Origin of the sequence: Clostridium felsineum DSM 794 (assembly GCF_002006355.2) — a bacterium.
In the GTDB taxonomy this organism is placed as follows: domain Bacteria; phylum Bacillota; class Clostridia; order Clostridiales; family Clostridiaceae; genus Clostridium_S; species Clostridium_S felsineum.
In genome coordinates, this window is sequence record NZ_CP096980.1 from 330,900 (window position 1) to 344,821 (window position 13,922).

At 29.7% G+C, this 13,922-nt stretch carries 9 protein-coding genes and 1 other annotated feature; of the genes, 8 read left to right on the top strand and 1 reads right to left on the bottom strand.

Features of this window, described 5'->3' with window-relative positions; translation table 11 throughout:
• Window positions 1-221 precede the first annotated feature (221 nt).
• A complete protein-coding gene (locus CLFE_RS01690; RefSeq protein ID WP_077833625.1) occupies window positions 222-2,351 on the top strand; it encodes a DNA topoisomerase 3 in 2,130 nt (709 codons plus the stop codon).
• 32 nt (window positions 2,352-2,383) lie between these two features.
• On the opposite strand, the gene CLFE_RS01695 is transcribed toward CLFE_RS01690, so the two are convergent.
• The gene (locus CLFE_RS01695) at window positions 2,384-3,739 is read right to left on the bottom strand and encodes an Ig-like domain-containing protein (protein WP_077894218.1); all 1,356 of its coding nucleotides are present in this window, start codon (window positions 3,737-3,739) and stop codon (window positions 2,384-2,386) included.
• Between the two features lie 129 nt (window positions 3,740-3,868).
• Window positions 3,869-4,156: a binding site (T-box leader), on the top strand.
• A 41-nt stretch (window positions 4,157-4,197) separates the two neighbouring features.
• Here CLFE_RS01695 and aspS point away from each other — a divergent pair.
• The 7 genes from aspS (at window position 4,198) to CLFE_RS01730 (ending at window position 13,913) form a co-directional block, all read left to right on the top strand.
• A complete protein-coding gene (gene aspS / locus CLFE_RS01700; protein ID WP_077894217.1) occupies window positions 4,198-5,475 on the top strand; it encodes an aspartate--tRNA(Asn) ligase in 1,278 nt (425 codons plus the stop codon).
• 65 nt (window positions 5,476-5,540) lie between these two features.
• Window positions 5,541-7,280, top strand: a complete 1,740-nt coding sequence (locus CLFE_RS01705) for a MutS-related protein (protein WP_077894216.1) — start codon at window positions 5,541-5,543, stop codon at window positions 7,278-7,280.
• A 9-nt stretch (window positions 7,281-7,289) separates the two neighbouring features.
• A complete protein-coding gene (locus tag CLFE_RS01710; RefSeq protein ID WP_077894215.1) occupies window positions 7,290-7,928 on the top strand; it encodes an HD domain-containing protein in 639 nt (212 codons plus the stop codon).
• Window positions 7,929-8,437: 509 nt separating this feature from the next.
• Window positions 8,438-10,966, top strand: a complete 2,529-nt coding sequence (locus tag CLFE_RS01715; RefSeq protein WP_077894214.1) for an ABC transporter permease — start codon at window positions 8,438-8,440, stop codon at window positions 10,964-10,966.
• A gap of 15 nt (window positions 10,967-10,981) precedes the next feature.
• Window positions 10,982-11,683 (top strand): ABC transporter ATP-binding protein, encoded by a 702-nt coding sequence (locus CLFE_RS01720; protein WP_077833619.1) that lies wholly within the window; start codon window positions 10,982-10,984, stop codon window positions 11,681-11,683.
• Window positions 11,684-12,364: an HlyD family secretion protein gene (locus CLFE_RS01725; RefSeq protein WP_077894213.1), complete on the top strand. Its 681-nt coding sequence runs from the start codon at window positions 11,684-11,686 to the stop codon at window positions 12,362-12,364.
• 229 nt (window positions 12,365-12,593) lie between these two features.
• On the top strand, window positions 12,594-13,913 hold the full coding sequence (locus tag CLFE_RS01730) for a right-handed parallel beta-helix repeat-containing protein (protein WP_077894212.1): 1,320 nt from the start codon (window positions 12,594-12,596) through the stop codon (window positions 13,911-13,913).
• Window positions 13,914-13,922 lie beyond the last annotated feature (9 nt).

Genomic DNA, 13,922 nt, shown 5'->3' on the forward strand with positions numbered 1-13,922 from the left:
TATTCTATGCCAGTTTTTTATATTTACGAAATCAAGTATTAATATTTAGTTATATGTTAAATTTTATTGTTGAAAAAAAAAATTTATAAGTTGTATAATATATAACGTACTGGTTATAATTTATAAGACTTTTAAATAATTTTCAACAAATTAATTTAAAGCACAACGTAGTAGAAGCTAAACATTAAGTAAATACAATTTAGAAATGAGTGATTGATCTTATGGGAAAAATATTGGTTATTTCCGAAAAACCATCTGTCGGTAGGGATATAGCTAATGTACTTGGATGTAAAACAAGAGGAGATGGTTGTCTTGTTGGAGCTAAGTATATTGTAACTTGGGCGGTAGGTCATTTGGTGACTTTATGGGAGCCTGAGGAATATAATTCGATTTATAAAAAGTGGAGATTTGATACCTTACCGATTATACCAGAGATTATGAAAATAAAACCTATTAGCACAACAAAAAAGCAGTTTGATATAATAAAAAAATTAATGAATGATAATAACATAGAGTCACTTATATGTGCAACTGATGCAGGAAGAGAAGGAGAACTTATTTTCAGATATACATACGAAGCTGCAGAATGTAAAAAGCCATTTTCTAGACTTTGGATATCAAGTATGACAGACGAGGCTATAAAAGAGGGCTTTTCAGCAATAAAGTCAGGAAAGGAATACGATAACTTATATTATTCGGCAAAGTCTAGGTCAGAAGCGGATTGGCTTGTTGGAATGAATGCAAGTAGAGCGTATACATTAAAATATAATGTGCTACTTAGTGTGGGTAGAGTTCAGACACCTACACTTGCGATAATTGTTAATAGGCAAAAGGAAATAGATGATTTTAAACCTAAAGATTATTGGGAAGTAGTTTCTAAATATGAAGATTTTAAAGGAACTTGGTTTAATAAAGAAACTAAAGAGTCAAAAATAATGGATAAAAAAAATGCTGATGAGTTAGCAACAAAGATTTTAGGACAAACAGGCAAAGTTGTGAGTATTGAAAATAAAAAGAAAAAGCAAATTCCTCCACTCTTATATGATTTAACAGAACTTCAGAGAGACTGTAATAAAAAATTTGGCTTTTCAGCACAAAAGACCTTAGATTTAGTTCAGAGTTTATATGAAAAAAGGAAAATGGTAACATATCCAAGAACCGATAGTAGATATCTTAGTCATGATATGGTAGGTAAAATAAAGAAGACCATAGGAAAATTAAATATTGAGCCATATACTAAATATGTAGGTGAAATACTTAAAAATCAGAAGCTTACAATGGGAAAAAGAATTATAGATGATTCTAAGGTAACAGACCATCATGCAATAATACCAACTGATGTGAAACCTAATTTAAACACTTTAACAAAGGATGAACTTAAGGTATATGATGCTATAGTAAAAAGATTTATATGTGTTTTCTATCCTAATTATGAATATACTATAACTAAAATAGTTACAGAAGTTATGGACGAACATTTTTTGACTCAAGGAAAAACTATATTAAAACTTGGATGGATGGAACTATATAAACAGGATAAAAAGGATAAGGAAGAAGATAGCGAAGAGTCAGACGAACTTCCAAAATTAAAAAAGAACGAAAGTGTTAAGGTAACAGATAGTGAAATAAAAGCAAAAAAAACTAAAGCACCTAGTTCATATACTGAAGCATCACTACTTTCAGCAATGGAAAATGCGGGAAGATTTGTTGAAGATGAAGAGCTTAAAGAACAACTTAAAGATGGTGGACTTGGAACACCAGCTACAAGAGCAGCTATAATAGAAAGGTTAATACAAGTAGGGTACATAGAACGTAAGGGAAAGAGTCTTCATCCTACAGATAAAGGGATGAAGCTTATAGAAATAGTACCATATGAATTAAGATCACCTGAAACCACAGGAAAATGGGAAAAAGGACTATCTTCAATTGCCAAGGGTAAGATGGGATCAGAGAGATTCATGCAGAGCATAAAAAGATATGTTAGATATATAATACAAGAAGCTGTAAAGGTAAATAGAAGTATAATCTTCGAAAATAATAATAGTAAATTTCCAGATAAAAATAAAAAGCTTCAAGAATCTTTTGGAGAATGTCCACTTTGTAAAAGAGGCAAGGTATATGAGAATACAAAAGCATTTTATTGTAGTGAGTGGAAGGGTGGATGTAAGTTCACAACCTGGAAGGATTCACTTAAAAATTATGGAATACAAATAGATAAGGAATTAGAAAAGAAGCTTCTTAAGGAAAGAACATTATATAATGTTTTTGGAGTAGAGCCTAAAAGTGGAGAGAAAACAGTATATACATTGAAAATGAATAATTATGGTGCAGTTATAGTAAAAGTACAATAACCAGAGGAAAATTATTCCTCTGGTTATTCTTATCATTTAGAAACGGTAATATCAATAGTTTTTGTAATATTATCTGTTGTTGTAGCAGTAATTGTAGCATGCCCAGAATTAATACCTTTTACAGTTCCATCAACGCAAACCTTTGCGACAGAATCATTAGAAGACTTCCACATCAAAATTTTATTAGTAGCATTTTCAGGAGCTATATCTGATTTTATTGCTTCATATTCTCCAGGTTTGATTGTAGTCTTATCAGCGCTAAGTGATAAATCATTTACTGGGAAATAGTTTGTATTATCTACCTGTTTTTGATAAATATCATCACTTGTATCAGTAGTTGCATTTCCACCAATTTGAACCCAATGATAGTTTGGACCCATCATTTCTGCGATTCTAGAAGTAGGAGTAGATGCAGATGCAGCTATATTTCCAGTTGGATTATTATTAAAATATTCTAGTGGAGAATTAGTAACAAACGAAGAGAAGTAATTATATTTTGCAGCATAATGTCTTTCAATCTGTTGAACATCATTATAAAAAGTAGGCTTCATATATGAAGTTGCACACATTCTTTGTAACCCAATATTATCGTCACCTGCTATTCCTTTTGTTAAATCTGATGAAGTGTATAACTCAAATGGGATGTTTTTGGTATTTATTAAGTTTTGAACATAGCCACGACAAACTTCACCTGTCCACTTAAAATTCAAATAGTATTTTCCAAGGTTTGAGAAGTAAGGATCTAATAGAGATACCCTTTTTGGTAGAAGTTCGTGAGGGATATTTCCGGAGTCTACATTATCGCTGATTTGTTTTGTAAGTAATATAGCCATTTGGCTTCCTAGAGAATGACCTGCAATCCTTATTTCATTTCCTTTATATCCCTGCATAGCTTGTATATATTGCTGGTACAATAGTTGAGAAGCAGAAACATTTATATTATTGGAAGTGTCATATGAACCGTTGCCTTTTCTCCAACGCATTTTTTGAGGACCGTTTGGTGTCCAAATTTTAGCTTCTGCATCTAAAACACTTGCTTCGTCGGAAAATTGATTCCAGTAGAATACACCTACATTCCAACCCTTTTTAATCCAATCATCTGCGGTATCTTTTCCATAAATATAAAAAGATTCTCTGTGCTTTATAAGATAATATTCAGGTTGCCAACCATGTATGTATATAATGGTTGGTTTAGAAGGGTCAAAAGCTGGATTAGCTTCACCAGGTACAAATTTGTAAGGCTTATTATTTAACCCGTACCAATAAATACTAGAATCCAAGTTGTTCCAATGAGAAATGTCCCAATTAACCTCACTAGCTTGTACACTAAAAGTGAGTCCTAAAATAAGAGCAAAAAAAAGAGTGATAGAAATCATAAGTTTTTTCATAAAAATACCTCCTAAATAAAAATGTTAATAATATTATTTACATACAAATAATACAATATAAATTAAAATAATACAAACTAATTGACAATAAAATAGTTTGGGTATATAATTCTATACAAATAAAAATATGTAGATGCGTAGAAGAGAAAAGTAGTTTTGATGGAGTTTATAAGCGAATCAGGAAATGGTGTGAGCCTGAGTAAAATCACAAAATGAAAGACATCTTGGAGCATATTATCTGAAGTTTATTAGGATAATACGGTTTCTACCGTTAAAATGATAGAGAGAATCAATTTATTTGTTTTAAATAAAAGGATGGCACCGTGGAAAGCCTTCACTCCTTAATGGAGTGAAGGCTTTTTGGTTACCAATAAATTGATTAATCAGGGTGGTACCGCGTTTAAAATCGTCCCTTTTGAGGACGATTTTTTTATTTTTTGAATTTAGGAGGGAAAACAATGGAAAGATGTTTAGTAAGTGAAGCTTATAAAAATTTAGAAAGTGTAGTTAAGCTTCAAGGATGGATTCACAAGGTAAGAAAATTAGGTAGAATAGCTTTTGTATTATTAAGAGATAGAACAGGTATTATTCAATGTGTTGTGGATACAAAAAAATTTGATATTAAGGATTTTAAGTTAGAAAGTGTAGTTGAAATTAAAGGGATAGTTAAGCAGAATAAAGAAAAATTTGAAATTCAAGTAGGGGATATTAAAATCATATCTAAAGCATTAGATGAAAGTCCAATTGAATTAAATAAAGAGGACATGGAACTCAATATAGATACTTTAATAGATAATAGAGTTATTAGTATGAGGAATAAAAAAGTAAGTTCTATATTTAAGATTGAAACTGAAATAGCCCACGGATTTTCAGAATTTCTAATAAAAAAGGATTTTACTGAAATATATACTCCTAAAATAGTTTCAGAAGGAGCTGAAGGCGGGACTGAATTGTTCAAGGTAAAATATTTTGATATGGATGCATACTTAGCTCAAAGTCCTCAATTTTATAAACAGATGATGGTTTCAGCGGGATATGAAAGGGTGTTTGAAATAGGGCATGTATATAGGGCTGAGAGTCATGATACAAAAAGACATTTAAATGAATATATAAGTATGGATTTGGAAATGGGATTCATAGAAGATGAGATGGACTTAATAAAACTTGAAATTCAGCTTTTAAATTATATATTTGAAAATTTGAAGAAAAGATGTAGTGAAAGTATTGAAGTTTTAAAGGTAGATATTCCAACAGTGGAAAATATACCGATTATGGCACTTAGTGAAGCTATAAGTATATTAAGAGAAAAGTACAATAAAACAGAGTTTACTGAAGATATAGACCATGAAGGAGAAGAACTTATAGGAAAGTTTGTTAAGGAAAAATACAATTCTGATTTTGTATTTCTAACCCATTATTCAAAAGAAAAAAGACCTATGTACACTATGCCCTGTAAAGAAAAATTAACTCATAGCTTTGACTTGATATTTAGAGGAATGGAAATTACAACAGGAGGACAAAGAATAAACAATTATAATATGCTAAAACAAAATATGATTGATAAGGAATTAAATCCAGAGAGTTTTAAAAATTATCTTGATATATTTAAGCTTGGAATGCCGCCTCATGGTGGTTTGGCTATAGGACTTGAGAGAATAACAATGAAGCTATTAAATTTAGATAATATAAGAGAAGCTGCATTTTTTGTTAGAGATAAAAAAAGAATTTTACCATAATAGTTGACGTACAAACCTTCAGGTAATATAATTTCATTAACTTAAGGTAAGGAAGTGAAAAATTTATGGATGAAGATAAATTATATATGTATAGTGCTATATTGACATTTATACTTGGTATTTCAGCGTTTGTTTTCTTTCAATTAGCAATGGGATATAAGAACTATTTTTATTTACTTGGGACAATTCTTAGCATAGCACTAATTTTCTTTATTTTCCATGTTAAGGCGAAGATAATTTATAAACTTAACTATGAAAGATTTAAAAAACATTGGGGACAATATGAAAAGAGAAAAATAAACGTAAAAAACATTCAAAGGTTTTTTAAATTTCACAAAGAAGAAAATCAAGATGAGTTCAATATAGATGATCAAACTTGGGTGGATCTCAATATGAACAAGGTATTTGAAATTGCAGATAGAACACTTACATCACCTGGTGAAGAAATGCTTTATAAAATATTTAAGACACCTGAATTTTCAGAAGAAAAGCTTATTGAAAGAAATTCTACAATAAGGATATTTCAAGAGAATAAAGAAGTTAGAGAAGAAGTGGGCTTAGAGCTTACTAGGCTTGGTAGAAAAAAGGAAAATGGAGTTATAGATATAATATGGAAGGACATAGAGGTTAATTATAAATATAAATACTTGTTTAATTTCTTGTTTTGGGCCACCTTAGCTTCTGTATTAACAATACCAATATTTAAGTTCAAGTATATAATTATATTGGCTATGTTCATATTAGTTAATACTGTTGCTCATAATAAGTTTAAGAACAAGGTTGAATTGTATGTACAATCACTAGGTTATTTAAATGGTGTCATAAATACTGCTAATAGAATCTCAAAGATTGATTGTTTTGAACTTAAATATTTTACAGATGTACTAAATAAAACCTCATCTAAACTTATGAAAGTAGCAAAAAAGACTGCGGGCATAGAGAGGGTAGAGGGTGCAGATGTAATTGGAGATGCTATTTATAATATGCTTCCAATAGAAGAAAGAAAATTTTTTAATGCAATAAATGATATAAAGAAATTACGTGGAGAATTAAAGGTATTATATAAAACACTAGGTGAAATCGATGCACTTATGTCCACAGCATCTTTTAGAGAGGGTTTAGAGTACTATTGTGAGCCTGAATTTAAAGGTTATGGTAGAACCTTAAATGCTGAAAATATATATCATCCTTTAGTTAAAAATGCAGTATCGAATTCTATAAAATTAGATGAAAAGGGAATAATACTTACTGGTACAAATATGTCTGGTAAATCAACTTTCTTAAGAACCATAGGTTTAAATTCTCTTTTAGCGCAAACAATATATACATGTGCAGCTAAGACTTATACAACAAGTTTCTTTAAAATAATGACATCGATAAGTCCAGAGGATAATATTTCTTCGGGTAAAAGCTATTATTTTAGAGAAGCAGAGGCACTTAAGAGAATAATAAATCAATGCGGTGACAAAGAGCCAGTTTTGTGCATAATAGATGAAATATTTAGAGGAACAAATCCAGTTGAAAGAGTAAATGCTTCGGCAGAAATTTTAAATTATATAGGAAAACACAATACATTAACTCTAGTTGCAACACATGATTTAGAATTAACAGAAATGTTAAAAGAAGATTATTTATGTTTTTATTTTAGTGAGGATATAGATGATACAGGGCTGAGCTTTGACTATAAATTAAAAGATGGAATATGCAAAACAAGAAATGCCGTAAAGCTTTTAAAGTATCTTGAATATCCAAATGAAATAATACAAAAAACCAATGAAAGGCTAGCGAAAATATCACAAACTTAGGAGAAGTATATGGAAGATAGAAAGGAAATTTTTAAAGAAATAGAAAAACATTTACTCAATGATTCAAAGCCGTCTGAATACTTAAATAAAAAATTAAATAGTGGTGAGTTAGATGAGTACCCGCTTACTATGGTAAGTGAACTTAGGAATACAGAACAAAATAAGGAACATCATCCTGAAGGTAATGTATGGAACCACACAATGCTTGTAATTGATAATGCTGCAAAGAATAGAGATAAAAGCAGTGATAAACGTGCATTTATGTGGGGAAGTCTTTTACATGATATAGGAAAAGCTAAAACTACAAAAATTAGAAAAGGAAAGATAACCTCCTATGATCATGATAAAGTTGGAGAAAACATGGCAAGAGAGTTTTTAGAGTTTTTTATTGAAGATGAGGACTTTATATACAAGGTAATTAAACTTGTAAGATGGCATATGCAGACATTGTTTGTGGTAAAGAATATGTCTTTTGCAGATTCAAAAACTATGTTAAAGGAAACTTCTCTTAATGAAATAGCTTTGTTATCTTTGAGTGATAGATTAGGAAGAAAACCTTTATCTAGCGGTAAAATTCAAGAAGAAAAAGAAAACGTGAAAAAATTTGTACAAAAGGTAAAAGCCTTAGATAAATATAATAAAATATAGTAATAAAATTTTGGTATAAAATAGTTCTATTCAAGATTTTAATTTTACTGTTTTTGTGAGACTCAGATATTGTAAGAATTTTTTATGGGTGCATATATTTGAAAGAGAAATCAATATGTTGGTTTCTCTTTTAGTTTTAAAATTTATATATAAAAGTGAAATTGGATATAAGATAAAGAAAAAACTCATAAATATTAATCAGTACCTTGTAATGTTCAGTACTAAATGATATATTATACGTAGTAATTATAAATTGTGACTTTTGTCAGTATTTATAATTAGATAAATGGTATATAATTATATAATTAAAATTTAAGTAAAAAAATAAACTAAAGGAGGAACAAAATAATATTAAAGCCATAAGTGTTATAAGATTTAAAGACATGGAGATAATTACAATATGAAAGTAGTTAGTATTGACTAAAATAACTTAATAGTGTACTATTTAACTAGTACATAAACCTAGCATTTATAATAAACCTAAAATAAGAATTGGGGTGAAATTTTTAATGGCAATAATTCTTAAGTTTATGATTAAAAATATAAAGGAAAAGAAGCTAAGAACTTTTTTAGTTGTATTTTCAATCATGGCATCAGCTGCATTATACTTCGCTTCAAGTGGTATAAGCACAAGTGTAAAAGCGACTTATATTGACATTGTTAAACAGTTCGCAGGAAGTTCTGACATAATGATAACAGCAAATGATAAATCTCCAACACCATATGTTACTTTAGATAAAGCAGAGGTAGTGAGGAACAAAACTGATTACATAGTTGGAGAAATGGATGCAAATGCTGTGTATAAAAATAAGGACAAAGATATAAGAGTATCACTTAGTGGATTTGACTATTCAGATGTACAAACTATGGGAATTGTAACTGTAAATGAAAGTCAAGGGCTTAAGCCTTTTAGTGGAAATAAAGTTATAATAAGCAAAAAGGCATCAGACAAATATGGATTATCATTAGGACAAAGGTTATCACTTAGGGTAGGAATGAATGGTGATAAAAAGAACTTTACTGTAGTTGGTATAGCAGATAGTAAAGGATTGTTCAGCAGCGAAAAAGGAGATTCAATTACAGCAATAACACCGCAAAGTGTAACTGAAAATATTAATGGGATAAATAATCAGTACTCAATTATTTATGTTAAAGTCAACAATTCAAGTAATATAGATACTGTAATTGGAAAGTTAAGTAATTCATATAAGCATTATTCAGTTACTAAAATAGTTGATGAAAAACTTATAGATCAAGCTATGGGACAAATTACTATGGTATTTAGACTTATGATGGTAGTAGTTTTGATGATGAGTGCATTTATAATATATACTGTGTTTAAAGTAATTGTTGCAGAAAGAATGCCGGTTATAGGAACTTTTAGAAGTATTGGAGCTACAAGGACATCCACAAGTCTCGTGCTTATAGGAGAAAGTATTATATACGGAATAATCGGTGGTATTATAGGTGATATTGCGGGAATTGGAATTTTGAAATTACTTATGTCTATACTTTCAAGTCAAGCATCTAGTGGAATGAGTATTACAGCTTCTGTTAATTACACACCAAGTCAACTTATAACTGCATTTATATTTGCTATAATTGTATCGGTTTTAAGTTCAATTTTGCCAATAGTTAAAACTTCTAAACTATCGGTTAAAGATGTTGTACTTAACACTGTGGATACAGTAGAAAAAGAAAAATTATGGGTACTTGTTTTAGGGATGGTATTTATATTAAGTGATTTTTTCGTACCATTTATCACCAAAAATTATTCTTTAGGTAAAAGCATATCGCTCATTTTGCTCGGAATAAGTATGGTTATTTCTGTTATAGGAATTGTAATGATAATTCCGTTTATGACAGAAATTCTGGTAAAAATATTTGATAAGGTATATAGCGTTATATTTGGAAACGAAGGAAGTCTTGCTGCAAAGAATCTTAAGAAAAATAGAAGTTTAATAAATAATATTGCACTATTAACTATTGGAATATCAACTTTATTTATGCTTAATGTAATTAGTACAAGTGCTGTAAAAGCTGTTAATGGAGCGTATAATATATTTAATTATGATTTCCACATATATAATAACGATGGTAATTCAATAGATAAACAGACAATTAATGTTATTAACAATACTAATGGAGTTCAAGAAATACAGGAAGAGTATGATGGAAGAAATATAGATGTAGAAGGAAGTAAAGATAAGATTTCCTATATAATGTTCATGGACCAATATTATATTAAAAACTTTTTCGATGTAAAATTGCTTCAGGATCAAAGTAAAGTTTTTAAAGCTTATAAAGATGGAAGAACTGTAATAATGTCAAGCAATAATCTAAAGAGATTTGACAAAGAGATTGGAGATTATATAAAAATAAAAACATCTAGGGGAAGTAAAGATTATAAGATAGTAGGGTCGTATAATAGCATGATGTATAATGGTAATTCAGCTATTGTTCCAAGTAAATATGCAAAGGGAGATTTTAATTTATATCAATGTTCTAAAGTTAACATTAAAACAGATAAATCACCTGATAATATGGCAAAACTATTTGCTGAAAAATTTAAAACAAGGCAGGTTACAGTGGAGACAGTAGCTCAAATGGAAAAAGAAAATCAGCAGCAAAATGACGCTATGTTTTCGCTAATAAAAGCATTTCCTATAATAGCACTTATAATTGGAGCTTTTGGTGTGGTTAATAATTTCTTTATAAGCTTTATAGAGAGGAAAAGATATCTTGCAATATATGCATCAGTTGGTATGAACAGACGTCAAACAAGAAAGATGCTTTTTATAGAGTCTGTTTCCATAGGGTTAATAGGAAGCATAGGAGGAATTATCGGAGGAAGTTTAATGATTCATGTTATACCAGCCATGCTTGATATAGCTAATTTTCCAATGGATATATATTATTCTCCAAGCAATTTTGTAACTAGTATAGTACTTGGAGTAATAATAGCGGTTATATCTTCAATTGTTCCATCTCTAAAATCATCTAAGCTTAACATAATAGAAGCTATCAAATATGAATAAGTAGGAGGCAATAAAGTGGAAGAATTACTTAAAGAAGAAGCTAGAAGTGTAATAGAAGCTAGAAATCTTAATAAAAACTTTAAACTTGGGAAAATGAATGTAGAAATTCTTAAAAATATAAATATAGACATAAAAGAGGGAGAGTTTGTATCTATAATGGGTCCCTCTGGTTCAGGAAAAAGTACTCTTTTATACTTACTTGGAGGACTTGATAAACCCACATCAGGTAGTGTTAAGATAGCAGGCAAAGAGCTTTCAACAATGAACGACAAAGAACAGAGTATAATGAGAAGGCGTGATGTTGGATTTGTGTTTCAATTTTATAATTTAATCCCTAATCTTAATGTGGAAGAGAATATAATGCTTCCAATATTGTTAGATGGAAAGAAAATAAAGAATTATAGAGATAAGTTAGAAAACATACTTAAAATAGTAGGGCTTGAAGATAGAAGAAAACATACACCAAGAGAACTTTCAGGGGGACAGCAGCAAAGGGTTGCTATTGCAAGAGCGCTTATAAATGAGCCGGATGTAATACTTGCAGATGAACCGATAGGAAATTTGGATAGTAAAACAGGAACAGAAGTAATGGAGTTGCTTAGAAAAATTAATATAGAAGAAGGAAAGACTATAGTACAGGTTACGCACTCAAAAGAGGCAGCAGAATATGGTCAAAGGATAATTTATGTTAAGGATGGAAAGGTGGTAGAGCAATAAATGAAAAAATTTAAATTAGCGACTATAACAGTGATTACAGGTATTATGATATTTTCAGTAGGATGTAGTCAAAGCAAAACTAAAGAAACAACAAAAAAGGCTACAGCAAAGGTAAAAACAACAGTGGATGCATCAGGGACCATAGCATCATCAAATGTAGAAAATATAGTAATAGATAGCTCATCTATGCAATCTGTAATAAAGGTAAATAAAGTTGATGTAAAAGAAGGACAAATGGTAAAAAAGAATGATACGCTTGTAGAGATGGACGGGTATAATTCAAATAAGACAGAAAATTATATAAGTGGACAAAATGTAATATCAGATATGGATAATGCAGTTGTTACAGATATAGGATATGAAAAAGGTGATATATTATCGGCACAGAAAAAAGTTTTACAATTACAGGATTTAAATAGTCTTTATGTACAAGCAAAAGTAGGAGAAGAATTTATAAAAGATGTACAGGTTGGAAAAACAGTAACAATAATTCCAACATCAGATCCATCAGTAAAATTAACGGGTAAAGTAACAAGGATAGGAAACGAAGTGCTTTCAAATACAACTACTACTCAAGGAACTTCTAGTTCAGAAGCTAATGTACCTGTAGATATATCAATAGATAATAATAATGGAAAGCTATTTCCAAATTATAATGTGGACGTAGAGATACAAAAATAAGTTATAAAAAACACACTCCAAAACACTATATTTATTAAGTGTTTTGGGGTGTGTTTTTTACTGTAGATATATAATTTTATATTTTATTTAATTACATCATAACTGAAATAATAGTATTTTTTTTTGAAATTCTGATTACAAATAAGTAAATTTATGAGAGAATTATAATATAAGTGAAATTATAAAAATTATGTTTTACTTACATTTATATTGGATAGGAGGAATAAAAATGAAAAAACTTAAAATGTACGTTTTTAATGTAGGGTTGATTTTATTTACGGCTTTAATAATAATGGGAATAGGAAACCAAAGGTTAAAAGCGGCACAGCAGGTTGATAGCACATGGACTATAATCAATCCGTCAATCTGTGCAGGTAGACCTCTGAATGAAGTGATAAATAGAGAGATATGGCCAGAAAGAAAGTTCTATATTACAGATGGAGTGTATAATTTAACAGGAAATATACAAGCTAATGATGATAATGTAATTATTCAAGGACAATCAAAGGAGAATACAAAATTAGTTCAAAATAATCCAGCAAGTAATAGTATAGACGTTACTGCAAATGGAGTACAGATTTCCAACCTTAACATCAATAATAAATTAGGAGGGGTTGCTGTATCCGTTCAAAACTCAAATAATGTTACTGTGGACAGTTGCATAATTTATGGAGCACAAAATGATAATGCAGTAGTTTTTATTAAAGGCAGCAAAAATGAAATACAAAATGTTGAAAGTGGAAATTTAAATATGTGTAATGTTTTGTCCAATAATGATATTTTTTCTAGCTATCCATGGGATGGAGTTTTATTTTCAAAACAAAATCATGGGTCAGTTCAAAATAACATTATTAATGGGAGTAGAATAGCATTTTATTTATCTAGAAACTCAGATGTAACTAATAATAGAATAGAGAATTCGCCAACTAATGGAATTAGGTATGCGGTTCCTGCTTATGATAATAAGATTGTTGGTAACACAATAGAAAATAGTACAGGCTCAGCTATTTTAGCTACAAGATATAATCCATCAATTACACCTGAAAGTTATAGAGCTAATGATGTTAAAATTAAAAATAATACTATAATTGGTTCAAGGTATTTTGGAATCGAAGTAAATAATCTAAAGAATTCAGATATATCAGGTAATAATATACAAGATGCTGATTTTTATGGAATATATATGCTATCATCAGATGCTTTATCAGTAGTTAAAAATCAAATACAAGATTCGAACTATCTTTCAATAGATGGACAAGTTCAACATTGGGATGGAAGATATAATGCGGGAATAATGTTGGACTCAACTGTTACTGGTTCAAGCATGGATGGTAATACAATAGTAAATTCTGCAACAAATTGTCCATATGGAATAAGAATACAACCCAATGTGTCTAACAACTCGAACATTATAATCAATAACATAGTTAATGGAGATTTTGGAGATGGTATATCAGCAAGAGTTGATGCGCCATTTAACAATATTATTGGAGATGGAAATGTAGTAACTTTAAAGTCATCTAAAGCACAAAGTGCTGTTACAAAATAGATTATATAA

Excerpts from the sequence above, each read along its gene's own strand:
- CLFE_RS01695 (WP_077894218.1), bottom strand. The coding sequence starts at position 3,739 with ATGAAAAAACTTATGATTTCTATCACTCTTTTTTTTGCTCTTATTTTA.
- CLFE_RS01690 (WP_077833625.1), top strand. The coding sequence starts at position 222 with ATGGGAAAAATATTGGTTATTTCCGAAAAACCATCTGTCGGTAGGGAT.
- CLFE_RS01725 (WP_077894213.1), top strand. The coding sequence starts at position 11,684 with ATGAAAAAATTTAAATTAGCGACTATAACAGTGATTACAGGTATTATG.
- CLFE_RS01715 (WP_077894214.1), top strand. The coding sequence starts at position 8,438 with ATGGCAATAATTCTTAAGTTTATGATTAAAAATATAAAGGAAAAGAAG.
- CLFE_RS01710 (WP_077894215.1), top strand. The coding sequence starts at position 7,290 with ATGGAAGATAGAAAGGAAATTTTTAAAGAAATAGAAAAACATTTACTC.
- CLFE_RS01730 (WP_077894212.1), top strand. The coding sequence starts at position 12,594 with ATGAAAAAACTTAAAATGTACGTTTTTAATGTAGGGTTGATTTTATTT.
- CLFE_RS01705 (WP_077894216.1), top strand. The coding sequence starts at position 5,541 with ATGGATGAAGATAAATTATATATGTATAGTGCTATATTGACATTTATA.
- aspS (WP_077894217.1), top strand. The coding sequence starts at position 4,198 with ATGGAAAGATGTTTAGTAAGTGAAGCTTATAAAAATTTAGAAAGTGTA.